At 49.9% G+C, this 24135-nt stretch carries 24 protein-coding genes and 2 riboswitches; of the genes, 8 read left to right on the top strand and 16 right to left on the bottom strand.

Going from position 1 to position 24135, the window contains the following annotated elements:
* Positions 1 to 10: 10 nt before the first annotated feature.
* From NYE54_RS02525 to NYE54_RS02515, 3 genes are all read left to right on the top strand, one after another.
* Complete coding sequence (locus NYE54_RS02525; protein WP_076322425.1) at positions 11 to 523, top strand: RNA polymerase sigma factor; 513 nt, start codon at positions 11 to 13, stop codon at positions 521 to 523.
* A complete protein-coding gene (locus tag NYE54_RS02520) occupies positions 523 to 1404 on the top strand; it encodes a DUF3298 domain-containing protein (RefSeq protein ID WP_339269788.1) in 882 nt (293 codons plus the stop codon). The genes NYE54_RS02525 and NYE54_RS02520 overlap by 1 nt, the downstream gene beginning before the upstream one ends.
* A 194-nt stretch (positions 1405 to 1598) precedes the next feature.
* The gene (locus NYE54_RS02515) at positions 1599 to 2714 is read left to right on the top strand and encodes a DUF3298 domain-containing protein (RefSeq protein WP_339269786.1); all 1116 of its coding nucleotides are present in this window, start codon (positions 1599 to 1601) and stop codon (positions 2712 to 2714) included.
* A 186-nt stretch (positions 2715 to 2900) separates the two neighbouring features.
* Here NYE54_RS02515 and comJ read toward each other — a convergent pair whose 3' ends face one another.
* From comJ to NYE54_RS02500, 3 genes are all read right to left on the bottom strand, one after another.
* On the bottom strand, positions 2901 to 3386 hold the full coding sequence (gene comJ / locus NYE54_RS02510) for a competence protein ComJ (RefSeq protein WP_339269784.1): 486 nt from the start codon (positions 3384 to 3386) through the stop codon (positions 2901 to 2903).
* Between the two features lie 34 nt (positions 3387 to 3420).
* Positions 3421 to 4071 carry a hypothetical protein gene (locus tag NYE54_RS02505; protein ID WP_339269782.1) on the bottom strand — a complete coding sequence of 217 codons (651 nt, stop codon included), beginning with the start codon at positions 4069 to 4071 and terminating at the stop codon, positions 3421 to 3423.
* Positions 4072 to 4158: 87 nt separating this feature from the next.
* Entirely contained in the window at positions 4159 to 4758 is a 600-nt protein-coding gene (locus NYE54_RS02500; RefSeq protein ID WP_339269780.1) for an SMI1/KNR4 family protein, read from the bottom strand.
* A gap of 474 nt (positions 4759 to 5232) precedes the next feature.
* On the opposite strand from NYE54_RS02500, the gene NYE54_RS02495 reads away from it, so the two are divergent.
* Positions 5233 to 5652 carry a hypothetical protein gene (locus NYE54_RS02495; RefSeq protein WP_339269779.1) on the top strand — a complete coding sequence of 140 codons (420 nt, stop codon included), beginning with the start codon at positions 5233 to 5235 and terminating at the stop codon, positions 5650 to 5652.
* 155 nt (positions 5653 to 5807) lie between these two features.
* On the opposite strand, the gene NYE54_RS02490 is transcribed toward NYE54_RS02495, so the two are convergent.
* Entirely contained in the window at positions 5808 to 6491 is a 684-nt protein-coding gene (locus NYE54_RS02490; RefSeq protein ID WP_339269778.1) for a diphthine--ammonia ligase, read from the bottom strand.
* Between the two features lie 112 nt (positions 6492 to 6603).
* Here NYE54_RS02490 and NYE54_RS02485 point away from each other — a divergent pair, with 112 nt between their 5' ends.
* Positions 6604 to 6885: a hypothetical protein gene (locus tag NYE54_RS02485; protein ID WP_339269777.1), complete on the top strand. Its 282-nt coding sequence runs from the start codon at positions 6604 to 6606 to the stop codon at positions 6883 to 6885.
* A gap of 226 nt (positions 6886 to 7111) precedes the next feature.
* Here NYE54_RS02485 and NYE54_RS02480 read toward each other — a convergent pair whose 3' ends face one another.
* Positions 7112 to 7288, bottom strand: coding sequence for a helix-turn-helix domain-containing protein (locus NYE54_RS02480; protein ID WP_339269775.1), 177 nt, complete (start codon positions 7286 to 7288; stop codon positions 7112 to 7114).
* A 143-nt stretch (positions 7289 to 7431) separates the two neighbouring features.
* Positions 7432 to 8067 carry a carbohydrate-binding family 9-like protein gene (locus tag NYE54_RS02475; protein ID WP_339269774.1) on the bottom strand — a complete coding sequence of 212 codons (636 nt, stop codon included), beginning with the start codon at positions 8065 to 8067 and terminating at the stop codon, positions 7432 to 7434.
* 197 nt (positions 8068 to 8264) lie between these two features.
* Here NYE54_RS02475 and udk point away from each other — a divergent pair, with 197 nt between their 5' ends.
* The gene (gene udk / locus NYE54_RS02470; RefSeq protein WP_076322433.1) at positions 8265 to 8900 is read left to right on the top strand and encodes a uridine kinase; all 636 of its coding nucleotides are present in this window, start codon (positions 8265 to 8267) and stop codon (positions 8898 to 8900) included.
* A gap of 240 nt (positions 8901 to 9140) precedes the next feature.
* Here the strand turns inward: udk and NYE54_RS02465 are convergent, their stop codons facing one another.
* From NYE54_RS02465 to NYE54_RS02450, 4 genes are all read right to left on the bottom strand, one after another.
* The gene (locus NYE54_RS02465) at positions 9141 to 10052 is read right to left on the bottom strand and encodes a DMT family transporter (protein ID WP_339269772.1); all 912 of its coding nucleotides are present in this window, start codon (positions 10050 to 10052) and stop codon (positions 9141 to 9143) included.
* Between the two features lie 44 nt (positions 10053 to 10096).
* Complete coding sequence (locus tag NYE54_RS02460; RefSeq protein ID WP_076322435.1) at positions 10097 to 10477, bottom strand: RidA family protein; 381 nt, start codon at positions 10475 to 10477, stop codon at positions 10097 to 10099.
* 120 nt (positions 10478 to 10597) lie between these two features.
* On the bottom strand, positions 10598 to 11596 hold the full coding sequence (locus NYE54_RS02455; protein ID WP_339269770.1) for an alpha/beta hydrolase: 999 nt from the start codon (positions 11594 to 11596) through the stop codon (positions 10598 to 10600).
* Positions 11597 to 11636: 40 nt separating this feature from the next.
* Positions 11637 to 12533: an MBL fold metallo-hydrolase gene (locus NYE54_RS02450; RefSeq protein ID WP_339269768.1), complete on the bottom strand. Its 897-nt coding sequence runs from the start codon at positions 12531 to 12533 to the stop codon at positions 11637 to 11639.
* A gap of 335 nt (positions 12534 to 12868) precedes the next feature.
* On the opposite strand from NYE54_RS02450, the gene NYE54_RS02445 reads away from it, so the two are divergent.
* The gene (locus NYE54_RS02445) at positions 12869 to 13414 is read left to right on the top strand and encodes an XRE family transcriptional regulator (RefSeq protein WP_339269766.1); all 546 of its coding nucleotides are present in this window, start codon (positions 12869 to 12871) and stop codon (positions 13412 to 13414) included.
* A gap of 508 nt (positions 13415 to 13922) precedes the next feature.
* On the opposite strand, the gene NYE54_RS02440 is transcribed toward NYE54_RS02445, so the two are convergent.
* The 5 genes from NYE54_RS02440 to NYE54_RS02420 form a co-directional block, all read right to left on the bottom strand.
* On the bottom strand, positions 13923 to 16244 hold the full coding sequence (locus NYE54_RS02440; protein WP_339269764.1) for a histidine kinase: 2322 nt from the start codon (positions 16242 to 16244) through the stop codon (positions 13923 to 13925).
* 2 nt (positions 16245 to 16246) lie between these two features.
* Entirely contained in the window at positions 16247 to 16873 is a 627-nt protein-coding gene (kdpC, locus tag NYE54_RS02435) for a potassium-transporting ATPase subunit KdpC (RefSeq protein WP_339269762.1), read from the bottom strand.
* 81 nt (positions 16874 to 16954) lie between these two features.
* Positions 16955 to 18988 (bottom strand): potassium-transporting ATPase subunit KdpB, encoded by a 2034-nt coding sequence (gene kdpB / locus NYE54_RS02430; protein ID WP_339269760.1) that lies wholly within the window; start codon positions 18986 to 18988, stop codon positions 16955 to 16957.
* A 21-nt stretch (positions 18989 to 19009) separates the two neighbouring features.
* The gene (kdpA, locus tag NYE54_RS02425; RefSeq protein WP_076322441.1) at positions 19010 to 20689 is read right to left on the bottom strand and encodes a potassium-transporting ATPase subunit KdpA; all 1680 of its coding nucleotides are present in this window, start codon (positions 20687 to 20689) and stop codon (positions 19010 to 19012) included.
* Positions 20690 to 20947: 258 nt separating this feature from the next.
* Positions 20948 to 21358: a hypothetical protein gene (locus NYE54_RS02420; protein WP_076322442.1), complete on the bottom strand. Its 411-nt coding sequence runs from the start codon at positions 21356 to 21358 to the stop codon at positions 20948 to 20950.
* Between the two features lie 130 nt (positions 21359 to 21488).
* Positions 21489 to 21656, bottom strand: a riboswitch (cyclic di-AMP (ydaO/yuaA leader).
* Between the two features lie 542 nt (positions 21657 to 22198).
* A riboswitch (cyclic di-AMP (ydaO/yuaA leader) is annotated at positions 22199 to 22374 on the top strand.
* A gap of 133 nt (positions 22375 to 22507) precedes the next feature.
* On the opposite strand from NYE54_RS02420, the gene NYE54_RS02415 reads away from it, so the two are divergent.
* On the top strand, positions 22508 to 22972 hold the full coding sequence (locus NYE54_RS02415) for a hypothetical protein (RefSeq protein WP_076322443.1): 465 nt from the start codon (positions 22508 to 22510) through the stop codon (positions 22970 to 22972).
* A 58-nt stretch (positions 22973 to 23030) separates the two neighbouring features.
* On the opposite strand, the gene NYE54_RS02410 is transcribed toward NYE54_RS02415, so the two are convergent.
* Positions 23031 to 23951, bottom strand: coding sequence for a proline dehydrogenase family protein (locus tag NYE54_RS02410; protein ID WP_076322444.1), 921 nt, complete (start codon positions 23949 to 23951; stop codon positions 23031 to 23033).
* Positions 23952 to 24135: the final 184 nt, after the last annotated feature.

Raw genomic sequence — 24135 nt, 5'->3', positions numbered from 1 at the left:
TCATATTTACATGAGTGGCGGCCGGAAGCTTGAGAAGCTTCTTATTCAATGTATAACCGAAAATCAGGACAGCGCCTACCGGCTGGCATACAGCTACGTTAGAAATAAAGAGGATGCCCTCGATATCGTTCAGGACGCGATCCACAAAGCATTTTTATCCATGGAAAAGCTGAAGCAGACGGGTTCAATAAAAAGCTGGTTTTTCCGAATTATTGTAACAACCTCCCTGGATTTCATTAGAAAACAGAAAAAAGTCCATGTCATGGATGACGAGAACCTGGAGGTTATATTACCCGGCAGCCATGACCACTATCCGAATCTGGATCTGGCCCAATCTTTGGAGGAATTACCCGACAAGTATCGGGTCGTCATCATACTCCGATTTTTTGAAGATATGAAGATTGACGAAATTGCCGAAGTGCTCAACGAGAACGTCAGCACAGTGAAAACGAGATTATACCAAGGACTACAGAGACTGCGGGTGAACTTAAGCGAGGAAGATCAAGAGGAGGCACAACGATAATGCATGACAAGCTGAATAGGATGAAAGAGCAGTACGAGAGCACTCCTATTCCTGACGAACTAAGCTCGATTATCAACAAGACCATAGCAACCAGAAGAAAAAAAAATAGAGCGCTGCCCTGGCTCGCTAGTGCTGCAGCTGCATGCATGCTACTGTTCGCCGGAGTGAATACCAGCCCTGCCTTTGCCCAGGCCATGTCCGATGTGCCGGTTCTGGGCCATATCATCAAGGTGATCACCATCCGTGAATATGCCGAGCAAGACGATAACACGGAAGTGCATATTGAAACACCCGGCATTGCCAACTTAGGAAATACAGAGCTTGAGCAAACCCTGAATAACAAATACCTGGAAGAAAATAAAAAGCTGTATGAGAACTTCAAAGACGAAGTCGCCCTGCTAAATAAAGAAGGCGGCGCCCATCTGAGTCTCGATAGCGGTTATGAAGTGATCACCGACAATGAACAGCTGTTGACACTTTCGCGCTATATTGTCGAATCTGCTGGAAGCTCTGCCGAATCCAGAAAATACGATACGATCGACAAGAAGAACCAGATGGTGATCACACTGCCAAGTCTGTTCAAGGATGATCGTTATATCCAGGTCATCAGTGACAATATCAAGGAGCAGATGCGCCAGCAGATGCAGAATAATCCTGACAACATCTACTGGGTGGAGCAGCCCGGTGTGGAGTCCGATGTACCGGAGGATCTGTTCCAAACGATCGCCAAGGACCAAAACTTCTACATCAACCAAAACGGCAAACTGGTCATCAGCTTTAATGAATACGATGTTGCACCCGGCTATATGGGCGTCGTGGAATTTACAATCCCAACGGAAGTGATCGCAGACCAGCTCGTCAGCAGCGAATACATCCGATAGATCCGCCGTACATCACTAGGAATGCAGATCGTTCTTCCGATCCCTGTTGCCCCCAGATTTTCTTTTGAAATTTTATGAGTCAGTGGAAATCCGGGGACAAAGGGGACCGCTTCGCTTCTCCAGAACGATTCTGCCTTCTCCGTTTCAGATCACAAATTGTAGATATCAAACCCTAAACCTGGAGGTAATATATAATGAAAAAAACAATGAAAACAACAACCCCATTAACTAAAACCCTGGCGGCTGCCGGATTAGCGGGCATCCTTATGATCTCCGCTTCGGGTCTGCCATCCGCTCATGTCCATGCCGAAACCAAAGCTGCAGCGAGCACGAATCGGGTGACCGCTCCAACCGCTGCCCCGCAACTGGTAACATCCAAAACACTGCAATCCAAGGAAAAATGGCTGGAAACCAATATTAAGATCCCTGTATTCCAAGGTCTGACTGACACCAAATATCAAGACCAGTTGAATGACATTATCGAATCCCATGCTTCCAAGGATATGGACAAATGGGAGAAAGAAGCGGCGGAAGCGGCTGCAAATGCACAAAAGAATGGCTATACCATGCACCCTTATCAGCTAACCATTAATTATGAGCTCACATCGGATGGTAAAGACGACAGCTTGATTTCCCTTAAGGTCATCACCGAAGGCATCGGAATGAACAATGGTGATCCTCGTGTGGATACGTACAACTTCACGAACGAAGCCGAAGCCCAGCGCGTGACGCTCGAAGACCTGTTCGGTAAAGATTACAAATCCATCGTGGATAAAGCTGTCAAAACCGCGATTGCCGCGGATCAGGACCAATACTTCGCGAACGAAGACGGATTTCAAGGCATAGACGCGGAGCAATCCTTCTATGTCGCAGACGGAAAAGCCTATATCGTATTCCAAAAATACAGCATCGCCCCTGGATCCACAGGTACACCGGAATTTGCCATAAAGCTGCCGGGTAAAGGATCAGACAAAAAGCCTGCTGCAGCCGTAGTAAAATCAGGCGCTTATTACAAAGATAAAAACGGCAAGATCATGGTTCAGGTATCCGTGCTGCGCCAGCTGCAATTCAATGTCAAGTGGAACGGCAAGAGCAAAACCACCGAAATCTCCAAAGGAGCTGTCTGGAGCGCGGTGAAGCTGAACAAGGATGCATACACTTTGGGTAAAATGGCCCCACGTTCGCTGGGCTCGGCTCCTGTAATGAAAAAAGGCCACATCTATGTTCCACTTGCTTTCCTGACAGACGTTCTGAACCTGAAGGCAGATCAAAGCAAGCATGGCCAGATTACGGTGACCGCTGCAAAATAATAGATCCACTCCATTCAAAGCCTGTGCCTCCTGCACACCATCTTTCTAAAAGCAGGGACAGCACAGCATGCGGTAAAGAAGAGGCCCTCTCCAACACGGAGACGGCCTCTTCTTATTTTCTGTTAGCTCTGAAGAACGTTTACCTTAACTAGGCCTTCCTTGTCCCTGTTATAACGCAAAATCCCGTCAGCAATACCCCTCCGACAATGCTTCTCCAGCCTTGCCGCCCCATTCATCATCCATCAGATACCGGGCATGAATCCCTTCTCCCTCATGTACAAAAGTGAAACGATAATACACTTCTTCATCCTCGCAAATCTCAAAATACAGTGCGTATCGCCCCTTTTGCAGCGGCAGCTCAATAACGGCGTCCGACATGACGGACAACAGCTCCAGCTTCCCGGGATCCAGAACATCAAACGGCACGACCATCCGCCGCTGCGCGTTCGGATCTTCGATGAACGCTTCTTTCAAGGCCAGCTTCACCCAAGCACCGAAAGCATCGTCAGGGATGGGATCAAAGGTCAGATAACCGGGATGAATGACAACGCCCTGCTTGATATTGGTTTCTCCCCATTGGCACAAATCCTCATCAAAGTCCCGTGAGCGGACTTGTATCTGATGGTGAGAGATCGTGAGGTCCACCTCTTGGGTCATTTTTGTATGCTGCATATGTATAGCACCTCGCTTTTTGGATATCTGCATTCTATTTAAGCCGCTCCATATGGATCGTGGCCAGCCTGCGGTCCTTATCCACCTGAACCCGCATGCTGATGCCCAGCTTCTCCTCGAACAATCGGGTGACATTCAGATACTTATCCTCGACGACTCCCGATCCTCCTCGGCCGTTGGAACGCGTCATGCCTGCGGTGATAATCTCTTTCACCATATCCCCATCCGCTTTGGCGTCCGGATCGTATGTAAATATGGGCTCTTTACGGTCATTATAAAAGATCATGTCCTGCCGGTATTCCTTTGCGTTCACATACTCTTTTCGCGTCTCGATATAGTCGCTCTCCAGATGGCCATACTGAACCCGCCCTGCCAAGAACGGATTGTCCTCGGAAGCCTCCACCTCGAACTGCCCGTATGCCAATTGATACAGCATGTTGAGGTCCGACCCTTCCAACCTGTAGTACAACGGACGAAGTTCCCCTTGCTTATCGGTTGCGGCGAAACCGGCCAGCAGCGGCCAAGCATCCACTTGTTCACCATCCACATCAACGGCCAGCTGGTATTTGGTCAGGACCACCTCATTCTGAAAAAGCCCATACGTGCGCGCAATAAAATAGCCGGGTATCAACAGCGTGGCTGCCACCAGTATGATCACTCCCCAGAGGACCCGCCTGCCTTTCATGCTGCCACCCCCCTCGCTAGTTCTTCTTCTGATTATCACGCACAACGACATCGTATGTAAGCATCAAGAGCGCTTTCTGGCGTTCCATCAGTAGTCCACCTCTTCAATATCGGTGCGCAAATTGCGATTGGACGCCCGAAGCAGTTCCGTGAAGGAAGGCGCGATATAATACACAAAGTCAGGATCATGCACGTACATGATGATCTGCCCGGACGTTCCCGGCTCGGCCGGATCGAAATCCAGCATTAGATACAGCGACCCGCCTGCCATCGTGGCAAACGGATACCAAGCCTTGTGAAACAGATACGGTTTAATCTTCGGATCCAGCTGCTGTATTTCCTCCGAACTGTAATACGCATCCAGTGGTACATCCCGCTCGCAAAAATAAGATTTGACTTCCTTCATCTCTTCCAGGCTCATCAGGTAAAACGGCGGGTATTCTCCATCCCCCTCGTTACCGGGATAGAGCACGTGAAACCCATATCCGCTGCCGTTCTTCTTACTGTAAAACGAACGAAAGTCCTGCGGCAACTTGATCCCGAACTCCGCTTCGAAAAGCTGCAACTGGGCAGGAGCAGCCCCCTCCAATTGTTTATATTCCTCCAGCAGATCCCGAAGATCTTCGGCAACCTTCTCCTCCAACTGCTGCTCCAGCTCGAGCATCAGTCCATCAATGACAGCATTCATACAATAACCTCCGTTTATTACATGTCCACTTACTCCAAGCGGAGTGCTTCCCTATACTAAAAAGTATATAGAACGCTGCAATGAAAACAACATGTCCTACGACATGCAAAAAAAGGGACAAAATCCCTCTTGAGATGTTCGTTTTGGTTCTTTTATGAAAACACACCAGGATATTTATGGCTGCTGAAGCGCAGCAATTTCATGACGGAATCGGCTAATTCGAAACCAGGGATTCCTGATCTTCGATAATCAGAATCGCATTCACGATAGACACCTGATTCCTTTCTGTTTTCTTTTGCGCATAGCTTGATGGATTCAGCTAGCTCATTTATTTGGATTAAGAGCTATTATAATACCTTAATCCTCGATATCTCCATATAGACTCCAGATTAGTCCTATACATTAGAGATATCAGAGGAGGTTAGTGATTATGAATTTTATCAAACGGGCGGTGGAAACCAAGGGAATATGAAAATGCCAAATACATTGATTCACGGTGTGAGAAGTTCTGATTTATTGAAAGAATTTACAGAAGAAACGAATAAACTGATTAAGGGGCGTCCAATAACAGCAGAAGACAAAGATAAGAAAGCAGCCCTGATTGAAAAACAATTAGCTAAACAAAACGATCTACAGGTTGGTGATAAGTTGAAGATCACATCAACAGATGATACATCGACAGTAGAGTTTGAAATTTTAGGGATTTACGAAACTTCCACGGTAGATGGCAACATGGAATCGGCACCGCCTCTGTTTCATCCAGTCCCCGGGGTACCGAAAAGATTGGGCACGATATGTGGACAGCGCCAAACAAGAGGCCGCACAAGCAAAACACAGGGAAGAAATGAAGATGATTCTACAGGCAGGTTATTCAAGTCGCGATCTATATCGTAAAGACCATCCATAGGATTTAAAAATCCATAACTGAGTCAGCTTAAGATTTTGGAAAACAATAAGAGATTTTCTCAGAAGAGTTCATCCTTTGCAAAGAAAATGACCGAGCAAGTATATACTTGCCCGGTCATTCGTTTTAAGAGTGACGAATTATATTACGCCATCTGATCCAGCTCCAAAGGTAAAAATGCATAGTCACCGTCTCTAACAATCTCACACTTACGAACGGGCATCGGGCGTTTAAAAATGGGTCCATCGATTACCGTCGTATGAAATTCGCCGCCTTCGCCGCAAGGGTCGATGCCGCGGGCTTGCAGTTCTTCTACATATTCATGGGTTAGAAACCGACCTAAATCCTCTTCCTTCATCCCCAACGATAGATTAACAGTGACAAGCATCGTGACAAAACCAAGATTGATAAATTGTTGAACAGCTTCTAAATGATCCATTTCCCATAATGGCATCCCCAGCTTTAACCCAGCATTTTTCGTAACTTTATCATGCCAGCAGCCGTGGGCAGGCATGTCCAAATCTCCGGTCACCAATGCTTCGGCGCCTTGATTTTTAGCCTGTTTTAACAGACCCGTAAAGACGGATTCATAATCCGTCCAGCTTGCTGCTCCGGTATATAGCGGGAGGCCGATCGACTCCGCTTGGGCGCTTATAATTTCCGGCGGCATACCATGGGATCTGGAGCGTTTTCCTTCTTCCTCCAGCATGACAATCAGCCCAACGGCTTCTCCCACCCGCATGGCTTTATATAATGCCAGAACGCTGTCTTTTCCTCCACTAAAAGAAGCTATAAATTCATGCCCGTTGGCACCGTTTTTCCAGTCCATGTTTTCGTGATCCCTAACCTTTCATTACTGTTTTCACGTTGATGTATTGTTTAGTTTCATTGTATCAAGGATTGGGGAAGCATGCAGATGAAAATCTCATTGTGGAAAAGCTGTGTTTGTTTTTCCCCGCAGCCATAACAGGTCGGCCCTAATTGGAGCAATAGGTGAAGTAGAACGATTATCAAACTACTCGGAATTTAAAAAGCACCTTGGTGTGAGTGCTGAAAACAAAACATCAGGAACTTCCGTTGCTAAAATAAGGAAGACCTATGAAGGTGTAAGGGAAGAACTTGTAACCTCAACAGACTTTGCCTCCGAGATTATTCGTGAAGCAGTTGCTAGTGCTTACCCTGAACATGGCATTCTTTCTGAAGAAACCACCGATGGAGTCTAGGCTAAATATCTTTGAAGGTCCCCTTTAGATTATTGATCCGTTGGACGGTACCGTAAACTATTCACGTAGTCTTCCCTATTGTGCTATCTCCGTGGCCATTGCCGTAGATGGCGTTGTTTGGGCAGGGGCTGTGCATACACCAGATTTGGGAGTAACCTATGTAGGTATTCAAGGAGGAGGTTCTCGTTGTATTGGTCATCAGCTTCATGTTCGCTGTTTTGAAACCTTATCGGAAGCGATAATTGGTAAGAGCTTCCTTCGAAGAAAAGTGATAATAAAGCGCAGGCTTGGATACATCCAGTTCCTTGACGATCATCGCCATGCTCGATTTCTCAAACCCTTGTTCCGCAAACAAGCGATAGCTTGTATCTAAAATAACCTCGTTTGTTGATGGATTATTCATCTTGATCTAAACAACTCCTCATAATTTTACTTTTCGGTCGGTAAGTGAATAATCTCTTTTGCAACATTCTCTTCGCAAACACAAGAATGCCGCACAGCGGATATGAAAATCCACCGATACGGCATTCCGGTTACATTGATATGCTAAATGACATCGACAAACTCCAGCTTCCCAAAACGCGAAGGAATATGGTAGTTCACCTCACCGGTCGGGCTCCATGCCTGATACTCCCGGTTTCCTTGGGTGTCCTCATCAATGCGGTAAAAATTCACGCCCCAGCTTCGTCCCGCTTGCGGAGTGTTCTTGAAGTTCGCAGCCGGAATGCGAATTTCATATATCAAATTCCCCTTACCGTCATGTTCTACCGAGGTTTGAAGACCGGTAAGATCCCAATGAATATCGCTGCTTGTGATCGACTTCCCTCCATCATTACGGATCAGGGCGTCGAATATAACATTGTTCGGACTAACCTCAAGCTCGATATATTCCGTTCCCGTTCCTGCTTCATCGATAAACAGTTCCACGACATCCTGTTCATACAGCGGATCATCCCGATGCTGATACTCCGATACGATATGAGAATCTTGGCAAACAAACCGTACATAGAAGCATTCGGAGCTCCAGCAGGCGCGAACCTCGGTCGCTTCTCTCGTAGCAAGCCCGGTCACGGTATCACTTAAGGCCACTGCTTCATAACGGTCCCAATCGATGCTCCCCTGATGCTCTCCCTGCTGAATATATATAACGGGCTTGCATGGGTAAATTGCCGTATAATGCATGATCATCCCTCCGAAAAAATTCAATGGTTAATCTATCCTCTATGATAAGACATACAGATTCGGTTCGCTATTCCGTGGTAAGAATAAAGAACATACGGGAAATCCCATCTTTTGCTCTATGTCCCCATAGTGAAAATAAGCGCATGCTGTGCTACAATAATAAAATTGCAAACTCTAGGGAGGGTTATGGATTCGCCATGCTCATAATTGGTATCGCCGGCGGCACCGGATCGGGCAAAACGACGGTTGCCCGCTCTGTCATTGACCGTCTTGGTTCAGATAAAGTGACTTTCATTTCACAGGATAACTATTACAAGGATCATAAGGAACTCAGTTTCGAGGAACGCGAAGCGATTAACTATGATCATCCGTTCGCCTTTGACAACGAGCTGCTCGTCGAACATCTCGGCATTTTGAAAAGCGGACAACCCGCATTCGCACCAGTGTATGATTTTACTGCCCATGCCCGCTTCACGGATCAGACCCTCGAACTGAAGCCGAACAACATCGTCATCATTGAAGGCCTTCACGTGCTGTCCGATGAGAATCTGCGCAAGCTGCTTCACATTAAAGTGTTTGTGGATACCGATCCCGATGTACGCCTGCTTCGCCGGGTCGTACGCGATATCGAAGACCGCGGCCGGACCATCCAGTCGATTCACAATCAGTATCTGACAACCGTCAAGCCGATGCATGAGGCGTTCATTGAACCCTCCAAGAAATACGCCGACCTGATCATTCCCGAAGGCGGAGAGAATGAGGTTGGCATTCGTCTGCTCTCCATCTTAACCGAGAAATATTTGACCGGCGACCGCACGCTGTCGGGGGAATAGGACAAGCCTGCGAATCAGCTATTTGTCAGTTTGGCAGCATAGAGAAAAGGGGCTGTCCCAAAAGTAAGTTTGTTCACTCGATAAGACAGCTTGATTGGTGAAAAAGCAGGGGAATAAAAGAATGGTGGTGCCAGGGAGGTCATCCCTGGCACCACCATTTCTGTATTTTGGTCAATTGCCGCCTTCTAGCTCGCTTCGATAATGTTGCTTTCGTACCTATAAATTTTTAAGAATAGGCCATTACCTCTCCGCAGCGGATAATTCCAGCTTATCGTCAGGCGTTTTCCTTGTTTTGTACCCCTGTAAGGTAGCTAGTACTACGCCGCAAATAATTAGAACAGATCCTCCCACTTGCGTTAAGGAAACCGGGGTGCCGAGCGTGATATAACCTAAAACCATGGCGACAAACGGCTGCAAATTCAGAAACAGGGAGGCTTTAGCAGCCCCCACCTTGCGGATCTGTGCATTCCAGATGATCGCGCATAAGCCTTGAATAAGCAGCGCTGATCCGATTAAGAGAACCCACCACCAGAAGCCAGGCTCCACCTGCACGTGAGGCTCGCTCCAGACCGCTACCGGGTATACGGTAATACACCCCAGCACTGTGGTGTACACGGTTGCGACAAACGAGTCCATACGTTCGGTCAGTTTTTTCATTAGGATAATAAATCCCGATAATGCCAACATACAGATAAACATGATCCAGATGCCTTCGGTGATGTCAATGCCTAAGCTTCCGCCATGTCCAACAACGAAGAAGACGCCGGCAAGGGCAACAATCGAGCCTGCGGTCATACGTATCGTAAACGGTTCCCTCAAAAATAAGCGGGCAAACAGCGCTGTGAAAATCGGAGCTAACGATAAGATGAGCGAAGCCGTCGTTGCGTCCGTTGTCCGAAGTCCCGTAAAGAAAGAAACTTGGTGCAGCAGCATCCCGATAAGAGCGAATGGTACCAAATAAACGGAGTCACGGAACGTAATCTTCGTCAAGCGATGGGTTGCAATCAAATATATAAGCAGGAACACCGATGAAACCACAAGTCGGTATGCCGACAGGTGCAAGGCGGGAAATGCTTGCAGTAGCAGCGAGCCTAATACGAAATTGCTCCCGTAAAGTGTTGCACAAAACAAGAGAAGCAAATAAGATCGCAAGCAGATGCGCCTTCTTTCAAAGAAATACGGATAATGGGGCAGATTTAAATGCGTTTAACTGCGATAAGCTCGATTTCAATCCCAGCATCTCTTGGTAGTCTGGACACTTCTACGGTTGTTCTGGCAGGGTGATGATCAATGAAATATTGGCTGTACGCTTCATTCATCTGTTGAAATTGCTCTAAATCCGTCATGAAAACGGATGTTTTCACAACGTCTTCCAAAGAAAATCCAGCCTTCGCTAAGACGGCCCGCAGGTTCTTTAATATTTGATGGGTTTGGTCCACGATGCCTTCTTTGAGATTTCCTTCAGCATCAATCGGAAGCATGCCCGACGTATAGATGGCATCTCCAAAAGCGATGGCTTGCGAATAAGGACCGATAGCTGCAGGTGCTTTTGTTGTTGTTATTGCGGTGTGGCTCATTGTATTAAGTTCCTCTCCGTCTTTTGTAAATTCGGTGAATAAAGAGCCCGAGGCGACAATGCCGCGGGCCTCTAAATTAGGCAAGCGATAAAACTAAAACCCGCTCTTGCAGTGGCATATTTACTTCGCTGGCGCGTACGTTTCATCCAAGAAACCGCAGATGGCTTGAAAAGCCTGAAGCCTGTTTTTCTCCAGCAAAACCATATGCGTTCCTTCTCCGATTTCGACCCAGCGGCGATAGGCAGCTCCTGTCAGGGAAGTGAAGAAATTCTGAGCCAATTCAAGGGGCACATCGATATCCCACTCCGCATGGACAAGAAGGACGGGAACAGTGATTTCTTTTGGCTCATAGAAAGCTTTACCTGCCGTCCAGTATTCGCGAATATCCAGGATAGGGCCATTGGTCGCCCGAATATGCTCAGGATGATCGGTTAGGCTCCCCGGGTCGGAAGCAAGAGTTGCTTTGACCCATTGTTCAAACCAGCCATCCGGAATCAAATCGCCGCGCTTATGTTCTGGCGCGGCGCTTAGCCATCGTTCCTTCGTGCCGCCGGCAGCAACAAAGCGATATGAACCAAGCGGACCGCCGGTATCGATAGGAACCGGTTTAGAGCTCAACCATTGTGGGGCAACAAGCGAAAGCTTGTTTACTTTATCGTTGTTTTGACTGGTATAAGCTCCCGCAACCGTTCCTCCCCAAGACATTCCCAAAACATTGACTTTCGTTAAATTTCGGCGTTTCAAAACGTAGTCCACTGCTGTGCCAAAATCTCGGACTCCCGTTTCCGTACGGACCAACGGAGGATTAAGGTCGGCAGGCTGCTCCATCTCAGGCGGCCTTGTCGAGCTGCCGTAGCTGCGAACGTCCACAGCGTAAACATCATAGCCATGGCTGGCAAGGAAGTCTAGGAAAGAGAAACCGTCTAGCTCCACGTCATACAGACTGCCTATTGGATAGGTAGCGCCATGAACCATCACGATTGTTTTTTCGTTAGAGAAGGTATTCATGGAAGCTGGCCGTTTATTTCGTACATAAAGCTCAATCCCGGGTGTATCGCTCGCGATACGAAGGTCTTCGGTCAAGATGGTTACATCGTTAAGAAAATCATGGTTTGTCATAAGCTCAGCACCTTTCGTATTTTGTTTGCGTCAGGTCGTATTAAATAAAGTCCCACTTGTAGCCGTCGCCGTTTCGAGTCACGTATCCCGCCGCGCTTTCCGGAAAATGCGTGCTGAAATAAATGACCGGGCGATCCGCGATGTATTCCAGTACCCGAAGCCGTGAAATACGGGCTTGATCGGTAAATTCGCAGTACATGGAGTTCCAGTCCGGATTAAAAACCTGGAACGGATGGTGCATCACATCGGCGCCAAACAAAGCTTCTTCTCCGTCAGATTTGAGACTGATGGACATTTGGCCGATACTGTGGCCGGGTGTCGGAATGAATTTGAAAATTTCAAGAAAATGCCCGCCCTCAGGGCCGATGGTTTGCGTTAAGCCAGCTTCGACAACGGGCAATACGCTTTCTTCGTAAACGTTAAAGTTTACTTCGTTTGCTTTGTTGTGGCTGGCCTCGCTGGAGTAATATTCTTGCTCCGCGAGGGGAAATACGTATTTGGCATTTGGGAAAGTCGGCACCCATTTTCCGTCCACAAGCTTCGTATTCCAACCAACATGGTCCACGTGAAGATGCGTCAGCAGAACGTAGTCCACTTCCTCCGGCGTAACCCCCGCCTCCTTCAGCCGCTTGAGATAAGGGAGCTGGAGATTGGCAAGGTCCGGATTAAGAGGCAGATTTTTATCGTTCCCTGTAGCTGTATCGATTAGGATCGTATGGTTCGTGGTTTTCACCACCCATGTTCCAATGCTAACGATAAGCTGAGAATTGCCATCGATCAGGCCAGACGGAAGAGAGTCCCGATTCTCCTCCAGGAACATGCGGTCCCACGATCCCGGAAAATACACTTCTGGCGGAATACCGCCAAGCATCATTTCCGTGACACGCGTAACAGTAACATCACCTACTTGATAGACTTTGGAAATTTCGGTAGTCATTCTTTTATGCCCCTTTCGTCCTTCTGACACGTTTCTATGAATTCGAGTAACAAGGAACGGTTTTCTGTTGCAATCATGTGATTAGTATCTTGTTACCTTCAAAAGTTTCGCTGTAAATGAAAATTATTCTGTTGAGTGAACGATGTGCAGATACCCGGGTGAAATTCGATCGTCAACCTTGATTAAATCTTAGTCCAATAATAGCGCCAAATCAACGTTTTTACACCGTAATTCCGCCCTAGTAAAAGAGCTTGATATTGCTCATAATTACACCTATTATAAAATAGTAAATTTCGCTGTCAGCGAAATAATTTCGAGATTTAGGAGACTGGCACATGAATTCGATCGGAGAAGCAATTCGAAGTACACGAAAAAAACAGAAATTAACGCTTAAGAAGGTAGCCCAAGCAGCCTCCATATCCTTGTCTTTTCTCAGTGAAATTGAACGCGATAAGGCGAATCCGTCCATCAGCGTTCTGAAGCGCATAGCGAATGCATTAAACGTGAATTTTACGGATTTGTTTGGTGAGGAGAATCGAAGCATTGTCGTTAGAAAAAATGAGCGTAAACCTTTGGTGCATTCCGAAGGCTCCCGCATTACCTGGTACGCGCTCAGCCAAGGAAGCAGCAACAAAATGGGGCCGATATGGGGAGTGCTGGAGGAAGGAGCAGCTTACGGCGACGTCAGCGTCGGCCACAGTGATGGCGAGGAATTTCTATTTGTTCACTCCGGGCGTTTGGAGTTTGTACTGGGCAATGAACGTTATAGGCTCGAAGAAGGGGACAGCATCTATTATGATGCCAGAATCCCCCATAGTTATAAGAATATCTGGGAAGGCGAAACGTTGCTAATAGCAGTTTCTACTCCGCCTACTTTTTGACGGAACGGACTCAAATCCGTACGAGCCCAATAGTGGGAATCGTCCAAGGGCATATAGGAATATTGCAAATCTAAAAGAGGTTCCAGAGTTGATTGTTTAATACAGGATATTTGCGGATGAGGTACAGAAATGGCGGTGCAGGGATGACCTCCCTGGCACCGCCATTCTTTTATTCCCCCTGCTTTTTCACCTATCAAGCTGTTATCGAGTGAGCAAACTTACTTATGGGACAGCCCCCTTTTGGTGTTATCCGTGTCATTTGCGCTAGTATTTCCCGCTCGTATTGCTTGAGTTTTTCCGCTTCCGCATTTGTTGGGTTCTCTGCGTTCTTGTTTCCGGAATGTTGCGTTATCCGCGATTCCTGCGTTATCCGCGCTTACTGCGATTCCTGCAATTCCTGCAATTCCTGCGTTTTCCGCGTTTCCTGCACTTCCTGCACTTTCAGCATTTCCACCGTTTCCTGACTCACCGGTGCTCGCAAAGCATCCAGCTCCCGGCAGTTCAACCATCAAATATGCGGATCATAATCCGCAACTACGAGCACATCCATATGCCTTGCGCTTCTTAGCAGGCCCCGGATCATTCTCCTCTGAGCGCACAGCTTCCATCCGGCCATCTGCGGCTGGCCGATAATGAATTGGGTTGCCTTAACCTCGTCTGCTGCTGCGACCAATTGAGAAGAAAAGGCGCATGCTGGCCCCCTTTTTACCGGCAGCATCATGAAGGTTCCCCCAAGTCGCTCCGTTAATGTCTGAATCGCCGTCAGGCGCTGCTCGTCGTCATGGGACAGACTGTGATGACGTTCCAGAGGAAACGCCACATACCAGTTCGCCTTCAGCCGATGAGCGATCCGGAAGCCGCGTCGAATGAGCCGCTCCGCTTGCGGGCCCCTGCCAACCATGACATAGATAACCTCCTCGCGGCGCCACGGCCCCCGAAGCGAGCCGCTGCGCTGCCAGGATTCCAGTCTCTCGTCCACATCATCGGCAATTTCCCTTAAGGCAAGCTCTCTTAGGGCAATAAGGTTTCCCGTCTTGAAAAAATGGCTGAGTGCCTGATGCACCTTCTCCTTCGCATAAATGTTCCCGTCCTTCATCCGCTGCTGCAGAGACTCCGGCGTCACATCGACGAGCTGGACCTCATCGGCCGATTGCAGAATATGATCCGGTATCGTCTCGCGGACGCGGACGCCTGTAATCTGCTCGACAGCATCATTCAAGCTCTCCAGATGCTGCACGTTCACGGTCGTAATGACGGAAATGCCGGCCGACAGAATGTCCAGCACATCTTTATACCGTTTCTTGTACTTGCTCCCAGGCACGTTCGTATGCGCCAGCTCATCCACGAGGACCACGTCCGGTCTGCGGCGAATGATCTCATCGGTATCCATCTCCTCAAGGAGCGATCCCCGGTAGTCCACCCTTTTTCGCGGAAGAACCTCCAGATCAGCTACCTGTGCCCGCGTATCCTTCCGGCCGTGCGTCTCCAGCAATCCAGCCAGAACCGTCAATCCCTTCTTCAGCAGATCGTTGCCTTCGCGCAGCATCGCATACGTCTTGCCCACACCCGGGGCAGCCCCGATATAGACTTTAAACCGCCCCCGCTTGACCTGCTCCATCTTCCGGTCCAGCTCTTGTTCATTCAAGCGATGGAACGATTCGGAAGGGAGCCGCTGCGGATGGAGCCGAGCCGGGATGATCCGCTCCCCGTCATGTGCCGCCCGATCTGCCACCATAAAAATATCCATCCCACGCGTCTTCTTCAGCAGATCCTGAAGGATCGAGCCCTGCCACAGCTCTTGCATGCGCGTCTGCTTCGAATGGCCAAGAACAATGCGTGTAACATGGTGCTCCACCGCATACTGAACAAGCACGTCAGCCAGCTTCCTCCGGGAACGGAGGGGAAGTTCCTCCAGCTTGGCACCAATCCGCACCGCGAGCTTAACCATGGAACGCTTAAAGGCAGCCTGTTCTTTGGTAAGCTCCAATCCCGGTTTCACAAACGTGACGGCCAACAGCTCGCCGTTTAATCGCTTCGCGATCTGCTGCCCGCGTCGCATATAGATAGACCCGTTCCAATGGTACTGGGTGGACACCAGTATTCGCTCAAGGGCTCCCGATGGACCGACGAGCCCATGTTCCTTGCGGTACCGCTCCAGCGAATGGCTCACTCCTTCAGCAACAAGACGGAGCGTCAACTCCCGGAGCACGGCCAGATTGCCCTGCTTCCATACGCTGCCGCCTCCAAGCAGGCCATCCTGTGCCCGTTCCAGCATCGTTTCGGGTGTTACGTCAATGAGCACCACCTCATCGGCGCTCTCCAGCGTATCAGCCGGTACCGTATGGCTGGCTTTAATGCCTGTCAGCTTGGAGGCAATGCCCTGCACGTCCTCCAGCTCATACACGTTGACCGTCGTGATGACGCTGATCCCCCGACTTAACAGGAATCGGATGTCATCCAGCCGCGTGGCATGCCGCGCTCCCTTCCGGTTCCGATGGGCAAGCCCATCAACAAGCACCACCTCCGGGTTGCGCTGCAGCAGCAGATCCAGATCAAGATCCTTCTTCTCTACGCCGTCCTCCACCCAATGAATGCTGGGCACCCGCTCCAAATTCCGGACCTGCTCCACCGTTTCCGGACGCTGCATCGTGGATACGGCACATATGACGACATCGATGCCTTGCAGCCTTAGAGTCTGTCCTTCGCGAAGCATATGATAGGTTTTTCCCGAACCGCTCACAGCCCCGATATATACCTTGAGTCTCCCATGGTGGAGCTTCGCAATCGACCTTAAGATTTCCTCCGGCGATTTTCTCCGAAATGGGTCCATGATCAATCAAGAAGCTCGGCAAGAGCCAGATTCAGCTTCAATACATTGACGCGCGATTCACCAAACACGCCCAAGTCCCGTCCCTCCGTATGTTCCTTTACCAGCTGATCAAGCTCTGCCTCCGCAATTCCGGTCAGCTTGCTGATCCGCGGAATCTGAATATCCGCTGCCTGAGGCGATATGTGAGGATCCAACCCGGAGCCGGAATTCGTTACCAGATCGATCGGCACCTTGCTCGCCGGAACGTCCGGATTGTTCTCCTTCCATGCTTCAATCGAAGCCTTCGTTCGTTCGATCAAATCCGGATTGGAAGGTGCGTAGTTATTGCTGCCTGAGCCGGCTCCGTTGTATTCAATGCTGGACACCCTGCCGTGAAAATATTGAGGTTCCGTAAAGTTCTGGCCGATCAATTCCGATCCAACCACCTTTCCGCCGGAATCCGTGACCAAGCTGCCGCCGGCTTGCTTCGGCATGAGCAGCTGCGCAGCTCCTGTCGTAACCAGCGGATAGAGAACTCCACATAACACGATAAATACAAGACTCGTTCTTACGGCAATGCCCAGGGAGACACGGGCGGAACCCGCCTTAGTATGAGGCGCCGGTGATGATTGCTGCAATGGATTATTCATAATTCCTCAATCCTTCCCTTGATATCTTCCACGTAAAGCAATCTTCGAGTTATCTCGATATGCCTGCTACGATGATCATATCTAAATCCACAGATGGACGATCATGTCGATCAGCTTAATCCCGATAAAGGGTACGATCACGCCACCTAAGCCATAGATCAGCACATTGCGCTGAAGCAGCTTCGACGAACTCATTGGCTTATAGGCTACGCCCTTCATCGCAAGCGGTATCAGCAGTGGGATAATGACGGCATTAAAGATCAGCGCAGACAGAATCGCCGACATGGGAGAACCCAGTCCCATGACGTTGAGAACATTCATGCTTGGTATGGCGGCTGCAAACATCGCCGGTATGATGGCAAAATATTTGGCGACATCGTTCGCGACGCTGAACGTGGTCAGCGCGCCCCTCGTCATTAGCAGCTGCTTGCCGATGGCAACCACCTCGATAATCTTCGATGGATCTGAATCCAGATCCACCATATTAGCCGCTTCCTTGGCTGCGGTGGTACCGCTGTTCATCGCCAGCCCCACATCGGCCTGGGCCAGCGCCGGGGCGTCGTTCGTACCGTCACCGGTCATCGCTACTAACTTCCCTTCGGCTTGTTCTCGGCGGATGACGGCAATCTTATCCTCGGGCTTGCTCTCGGCGATATAATCATCGACACCTGCTTCACGGGCAATCGTCGCCGCGGTGAGCGGATTGTCGCCCGTGCACATAATCGTCTTGATGCCCATCCGGCGCAGCTGCTCAAACCGTTCCTTCATGCCCGGCTTCACGGTATCCTTAAGGTAGATCAGACCATAGATGCGGTTATCCACGGCGACAGCGAGCGGAGTTCCGCCCTCTGTCGCGATGGCGTCACTGTTTGGCGTCAAATCCGAAGGGATGGAACCTCCTTGCGACTGCACCCACGCCTTGACGGCATCCACCGCACCCTTGCGGACTTTCCGTCCATCCTGCAGATCCATGCCGCTCATCCGGGTCTCAGCCTTAAATTCGATGAATTCCGCCCCAGCCGCCATGCTTTCATCCACTTCGAGTCCTTCCTTCTTCAGCAGCTCCAATACCGAGCGTCCTTCCGGCGTCTCGTCTTGCAACGAGCTCACGGCTGCCCACTGGGAAACCGAGGCAAGCGATTCACCGCCGACGGGAATCAACTGGCTGGCCATCCGGTTACCAAACGTAATCGTTCCCGTCTTATCCAGAATCATTGTATTGATGTCACCGGCTGCCTCCACCGCCTTGCCCGACATCGCCAGCACATTGAACTGCGTCACCCGGTCCATGCCGGCAATCCCGATCGCCGACAGCAAGCCCCCGATCGTGGTCGGGATAAGACACACCAGCAGCGAGATCAGCACCGGAACGGACAGCTCGATGCCAAGATACTTCGCAATCGGTGCGAGCGTAACGACAACGATCAGGAAAATCAGCGTTAAGACGATCAACAACGTGTTCAGAGCAATTTCATTCGGCGTCTTCTGGCGGGCGGCTCCTTCAACAAGCGAAATCATTCGGTCGATAAACGATTCCCCCGGATCGCTCGTAATCCGGATTTTGATCGTATCGCTGACAACCCGGGTACCCCCGGTAACCGAACTGAAATCGCCGCCGGCTTCTTTAATGACGGGCGCGGACTCGCCGGTAATCGCCGATTCGTCAACGGACGCAAGGCCTGCAATGACCTCCCCGTCCCCGGGAATCATCTCGCCCTGCGTAACGATCACGATATCTCCTTTGCGAAGATCCGTGGATGGTACGGATTGTACCCCTCCGTTCTCCATCACTTTATGAGCCGTCATTTCCTGCTTGGATTGCTTAAGGGAGTCGGCCTGCGCCTTGCCGCGTCCTTCGGCAAGAGCCTCTGCGAAGTTAGCGAACAGCAGCGTCAACAGCAAAATCACAAACACCGTCAGATTAAATCCGATACTGCCCTCTGTCCCGAAATAGGACGGAAATAACGTCATCAGCAAAACAACCAGGGTGCCGGCCTCCACCACAAACATGACCGGATTTCTCATCATCAGGACGGGGTTCAGCTTCGTGAAGCTCTCCTTGAGCGCCTGACGAACCATCTCTTTGGACATCACTTTTTTTCTCGTATTATTCATGGTAATAGGCCACCTTTTCTATTAACGGATCGTCAGATGCTCAGCAATCGGACCAAGCACAAGTACAGGCAGGAAGGTCAATGCACCGATAATCAGAACCACTGCAATGAGAATGCCGGCAAACAGCTTATTATCTGTCCGGAACGTCCCAAGCGTCTCGGGAACCCATTGCTTCCGCATCAGCGAGCCGCCCACCGCCAACAGGGCAATCATCGAAATGTAACGGCCGAAGAGCATGACCAGTCCTGTTGTAATGTTCCAGAACGGCGTGTTATCTGACAGACCCTCAAATCCGGAACCGTTATTGGCAGCGGAAGACGTGTATTCGTACAATACTTGCGAGATGCCATGAAAGCCCGCATTGGTAATGCCTGCCTGCCCTGCATCCGTCATCAGCGCAAGGGCGGTCGGAGCCAGGATGATAAATGGATGCACCAGGATAACAATCGCAATCAGCTTCATCTCCCGCGCCTCGATTTTTCTGCCTAGAAATTCGGGGGTTCGACCAACCATAAGACCGGCCAGGAACACCGCCAATATCGCGTACATGAGCATATTCATCAGCCCAACGCCCTTTCCGCCAAAAACAGAGTTCAGCATCATCAGGGACAGCGGCGTAATCCCTCCAAGCGGCGTGAGTGTATCATGCATGTTGTTGACCGACCCGGTTGTGGCCGCGGTCGTCACCGTCGTGAACAGAGAAGATTGAGCAACCCCGAACCGGACCTCCTTGCCCTCCATGCTGCCTTGCGAGGCATCGATGCCCAAGCGGTTCAGCGCCGGATTGCCATTGGTTTCAGCGGCATAGTTCAGCGACAGGAAAGCGATAAACAAGGTCATCATCACCGAGAAAATAATCCAGCCCTGTTTGCGGCTCTTGGCGAATAAACCGAACGTATACGGAAGTGCCGCCCCGAGACTCCACATGGACAGGATTTCGATGACATTGGTCAGCGGGGACGGGTTCTCGAACGGATGTGCCGAGTTCACTCCCATAAACCCGCCGCCGTTGGTGCCCAGATGCTTGATCGATTCAAGCGCAGCTACTGGCCCTACAGCTATTTGCTGCTCGCTACCTTCCAGCGTCGTGACGCTGAGCGTAGGCTTCAAGGTCTGCGGCACCTGCAGCGCAACCAGTACCATTGCAATGATGAACGCAGCCGGGATGAACACCCGGGTGTGAGCTTTGACGAAGTCCTCAAAAAAATTACCGACGGTTGAGCCCTTGCTAGTCACCGCCCGGATAAAAGCAATCGCCACGCAGAGCCCGGTTGCCGCAGACGTGAACATCATCATCGTAATGACAGCCATCTGGGCCATATAGGATAACCCCGACTCCCCGCTGTAATGCTGAAGATTCGTATTGGTCATAAAGCTGATGATCGTAGAGAACGACAAGGTCGATTCCATATTATCGATGCCATTCGGGTTGAAGGGCAGTACTCTCTGCAACCGCAGAATCAAATACCCAGCCGCGACCAGCACGATATTCGTCATCACAAAGCTGATGGCATAACCTTTCCACGTCATTCCCTTGCGTTCTTTCAAGCCAATCAGTGCGAAGATCGGTTTCTCCGCCCAGGAGAACCATCTGTCCGTTCCATTGCCTTCATTGCGAAACACCTGATATAGATAAGTTCCAAGCGGCTTTACCAGCAGCACCAGAACGAGTATAACGATGGCAATTTGTAAAATGCCCATGGCGAATGCCTTCCTCCTTCAGCTGTCTCCCTAGAATTTTTCAGGGTGAATCAGCGCATAAATCAAGTACAGAAAAATAAAGAGCGTGCATACCAAAATGATCATCATGGTTAATCCGCCTCCGGTTCAGAAACCACGCGCCCACACCAAGACATGAACAGCATGAACAGTCCGTAGGTTCCTCCCAATATGAGCACCATATATAAATCCTGCATGAATATAACCTCCTAAAACCTCGTTGTGATATCAGCCAAGACCTTAGCTGACAATGGACGAAATCAGGAAGGATACCTGGTGATGGTTCGTATGAAGCACCACATCGGCACCCAGCCCTTTGTATATCAATCGCGGATTGCTGGAATGGGTAATCACATAAATCGACTCTGTGGTCCAGGTCCGGCAAATCCGTAAATAGCGGCAGCATAGATTCAAGCTGCTCTCGAACAGAAACACCTTGCTGACGGGAAACTCGGGAATGATCCAGGTTTGCTCGTCCCTTGTATCGATTAGTATCATGTTGGTGCAGCCCAGCTCATGCAGCCTCTCCTGTTCAACCCGGTTGTTGGCTATGGCCACAAACGAAATGCGCTTAAAGATCAGCTGGCGGATAAATTCTTCCCCGGCCTTGTTCGGTGCGGATACCAGGATAAACTCCTGCGATTTCTCCATCTTTTGTTCTCCTCCTAAGTTCGGAAAGAGAAGACAACAACAAAGAAGCCTGTGGAAAGAGAAGAACTCTTCCCGCAGGCTCCTTAATAGGACACGGTGAAATACACCGTGGCCCAAGTCCACGACAATCGTTGCCTCTCTCGATACGCTTACGAGGTTAGCTGACGGATTCGGGCGTGAGAGTCGCCCTACCCATAGACCGTTATCTTGTCCATGGGATTCACCCCTGAGAGATAGATTCATCTCCCGACTGGTTCCCCCGTTCCTTTTCCATTCAAGGACTCAGCGAAAATTGAAAACGAGTAGCATGTTATTCTATTAGCCATTGACTAAACATCCAGGTTTAGCAAAACAACACAGCATCAGGTTCGAGCGGTGAGAGTCGCATCATCCTGCAATTTCAGCGAAGGCCCATGGCGCCTTCGCCCGAGATTCGATCCATAAAAGAGCCTGATGCAGCTCTCACACTGCCTGTAGGCCTTCATGAAACGGTTGCCTGCATGCCTGTCGCTGGTGTCCGTCAATTCATAGTTCGTATCATACGTCTGGCCCTGCAGGAAGTAAATGTGAGCAAAAACACATGTGGCGTTATGTCGAGCAGGAACTGATCAGTATTGCTTCATTATCTCTCGAATACTACTCTATACTATGTATTTCTCTTGTTTTCTTGTATTTATCGCAATCTATCGAGATACCGAGATTTTGCCATGATAATCGATGACACGACTGAATGTACACGTTTTCTTACACGGTTTTCATCAATTTTCGGAATATATCCGTCCCATATGATCATTTACTTTTAGTTTCCTCCGGCGTATGATTCATCCATCTAATCGAAACATTCGTTATACGCTGAGCTCCCGACAGATGGGGAGACGGGGGAACCAAAATCGCCAATGGAGCTTCTATTGGTGAATGGGGTGAATCCGCAGTGCCTAGATGGTCAGGCACTGCGGTAGGGTGCTCTCAAGCCCGAATCCGTCAGCTAACCTCGTAGGCGCGTTTTGAGAGAGAACACCACCCGAGCCTTAAGCGGAAGCGGCCACTGGAACAGGGCCTCTAACGACAATAAGGCCTGGAGAGCGGGGGATCTTTGCTCACCAGGCCTTTTTACCGTGCATATAACATTCCTATAAAGGAGCGTAGATCATGACGAAATTCATCGAGGCTGCACTGACATCCGTTATCGAAACCGAAGTTCCCGCATTAAGTGTAGAGCCCATCCGCCATATGGAGATATTTCGTTTCGACCAGGGCTCGGCTGAACGCTTTATCCCCTGGAGCAAACGAGATTGGAACTGCGGTTTGTTCAAAATCAGCTGCAAAGACGCGGCTGGTTATGCCGAATATGCGCTGCCAAGCAACAGGGAATTCACGGATCTAGTCCGCTGGGCAGCCGTCTTTACGAGGCTGAAAGGCATGTCCGTGACCGAGGCCGTTCGCTATGCCCAGAAGCAGCACCAGTGGGGATCCGCCCGGATGCAGCTCGCCGTATCGGCGCTCGCCGATCTGGAGACCAATCGGCAACAGCACATCACCCGTAAGCGGTTAGGCAGCTTGCCGCTGGAGCGTTCCTTCCTGATGGACTGCTCGGAGGCGTATTATTTCTTCTAGGACAGTAGCTAGAGAGCTACCGTCCTCGCTTCGCTTTGAATTAATTGTTTTCCCCCGCTCACTTGAACATATTTTTGAGCACCATCATCAGGTTGGCTGGCTTCTCCGCCAGCCGCCGCGTAAAATACGGGTACCACATCGTTCCGTAGGGCATATAACACCGAATGCGGTAGCCGTCCTGTGCAAGCGCTGCCTGATCGTTCATCCGTAGCCCGTACAGCATCTGAAACTCAAATTCCTGTTTGTCTATGTGACTCTGCTCGGCAAACACCTTCACCCAGTCGATGATGTTGTCATCATGCGAAGCAATCGCAACGTAGGCACCCTGATCAAAATGCATTTTGATCAATTTCTTATAGTTGTCAATGACCTCCCGCTTCTGCTGAAAAGCGATGGTTCCCGGCTCTTTGTACGCCCCCTTCACGAGCCGCAGATTAACACCGGCATTGATTAAATTCTTGACGTCCTCCTCCGTACGGAACAAGTAGGCCTGCATCACGGTCCCCACATTGGTCAGCCCCTCCTTATGGAGCCGCAGCGTCATGTCTATCGTCGCCTGGGTATACGGCGAATCCTCCATATCCAGACGAACGAAGTTGCGGTGCTCTTTCGCCTTTTTCGCCACCAGCTTGATATTCTCGTAAGCCTTCTCGGGGTCCAGTGCCATGCCCATCTGCGTCGGCTTCAGCGAAACGTTCGATTTCACTCCCCGCTTGGCAATCCCTTCTACAAGCTTCAAATACTCCTCCCGGTACCCGGCCGCTTCGTCCAGCGTCGTGATACCCTCCCCCAAATGATCGAGCGTGACGAGAATGCCCTTCTCATTCAGCCTCTCAATTTCATCCAGCGCCTCGTCCAAGGTATCGCCGGCTATGAATCTGCCCGCCAGTTTTCGGCCATACTTGATCGACAACCACTTCACGAATTTATTACCGGACACCGTCAGGATCACTTTACGGTAAAGTTCGGTTCCGTCCATGCAAGCTCCCCCTTTGCAAAAGGCAAACCAAAATGCACTCTATCTTAACTCATATGCAAAAATCATGACGGCATGCAGAAAGACATACATATCTAACATCGAGCTTTTCACCAAGAGATTCTAAACACCCCACCATGACGCATTCAGCAGCTGGACCATAAACCTAAAGCTCCGAATCATATCA

It is taken from the genome of Paenibacillus sp. FSL K6-1330, from assembly GCF_037976825.1.
GTDB lineage: Bacteria > Bacillota > Bacilli > Paenibacillales > Paenibacillaceae > Paenibacillus_AQ.
Note: the sequence above shows the minus strand (reverse complement) of the source record. Positions and strands in the feature narration are given on the sequence as shown.

Coding starts and splice junctions, on each gene's coding strand:
- NYE54_RS02500 (WP_339269780.1), bottom strand. CDS start 4,758: ATGAATGCTGTCATTGATGGACTGATGCTCGAGCTGGAGCAGCAGTTG.
- kdpB (WP_339269760.1), bottom strand. CDS start 18,988: ATGAATAATACGAGAAAAAAAGTGATGTCCAAAGAGATGGTTCGTCAG.
- NYE54_RS02440 (WP_339269764.1), bottom strand. CDS start 16,244: ATGGACCCATTTCGGAGAAAATCGCCGGAGGAAATCTTAAGGTCGATT.
- NYE54_RS02525 (WP_076322425.1), top strand. CDS start 11: ATGAGTGGCGGCCGGAAGCTTGAGAAGCTTCTTATTCAATGTATAACC.
- NYE54_RS02480 (WP_339269775.1), bottom strand. CDS start 7,288: ATGAATAATCCATCAACAAACGAGGTTATTTTAGATACAAGCTATCGC.
- NYE54_RS02460 (WP_076322435.1), bottom strand. CDS start 10,477: ATGAGCCACACCGCAATAACAACAACAAAAGCACCTGCAGCTATCGGT.
- NYE54_RS02520 (WP_339269788.1), top strand. CDS start 523: ATGCATGACAAGCTGAATAGGATGAAAGAGCAGTACGAGAGCACTCCT.
- NYE54_RS02410 (WP_076322444.1), bottom strand. CDS start 23,951: ATGGACGGAACCGAACTTTACCGTAAAGTGATCCTGACGGTGTCCGGT.
- kdpC (WP_339269762.1), bottom strand. CDS start 16,873: ATGAATAATCCATTGCAGCAATCATCACCGGCGCCTCATACTAAGGCG.
- NYE54_RS02475 (WP_339269774.1), bottom strand. CDS start 8,067: ATGCATTATACGGCAATTTACCCATGCAAGCCCGTTATATATATTCAG.
- kdpA (WP_076322441.1), bottom strand. CDS start 20,689: ATGGGCATTTTACAAATTGCCATCGTTATACTCGTTCTGGTGCTGCTG.
- NYE54_RS02445 (WP_339269766.1), top strand. CDS start 12,869: ATGAATTCGATCGGAGAAGCAATTCGAAGTACACGAAAAAAACAGAAA.
- NYE54_RS02495 (WP_339269779.1), top strand. CDS start 5,233: ATGCCAAATACATTGATTCACGGTGTGAGAAGTTCTGATTTATTGAAA.
- NYE54_RS02505 (WP_339269782.1), bottom strand. CDS start 4,071: ATGAAAGGCAGGCGGGTCCTCTGGGGAGTGATCATACTGGTGGCAGCC.
- NYE54_RS02420 (WP_076322442.1), bottom strand. CDS start 21,358: ATGGAGAAATCGCAGGAGTTTATCCTGGTATCCGCACCGAACAAGGCC.
- comJ (WP_339269784.1), bottom strand. CDS start 3,386: ATGCAGCATACAAAAATGACCCAAGAGGTGGACCTCACGATCTCTCAC.
- NYE54_RS02455 (WP_339269770.1), bottom strand. CDS start 11,596: ATGACAAACCATGATTTTCTTAACGATGTAACCATCTTGACCGAAGAC.
- NYE54_RS02490 (WP_339269778.1), bottom strand. CDS start 6,491: ATGGACTGGAAAAACGGTGCCAACGGGCATGAATTTATAGCTTCTTTT.
- NYE54_RS02450 (WP_339269768.1), bottom strand. CDS start 12,533: ATGACTACCGAAATTTCCAAAGTCTATCAAGTAGGTGATGTTACTGTT.
- udk (WP_076322433.1), top strand. CDS start 8,265: ATGCTCATAATTGGTATCGCCGGCGGCACCGGATCGGGCAAAACGACG.
- NYE54_RS02415 (WP_076322443.1), top strand. CDS start 22,508: ATGACGAAATTCATCGAGGCTGCACTGACATCCGTTATCGAAACCGAA.
- NYE54_RS02515 (WP_339269786.1), top strand. CDS start 1,599: ATGAAAAAAACAATGAAAACAACAACCCCATTAACTAAAACCCTGGCG.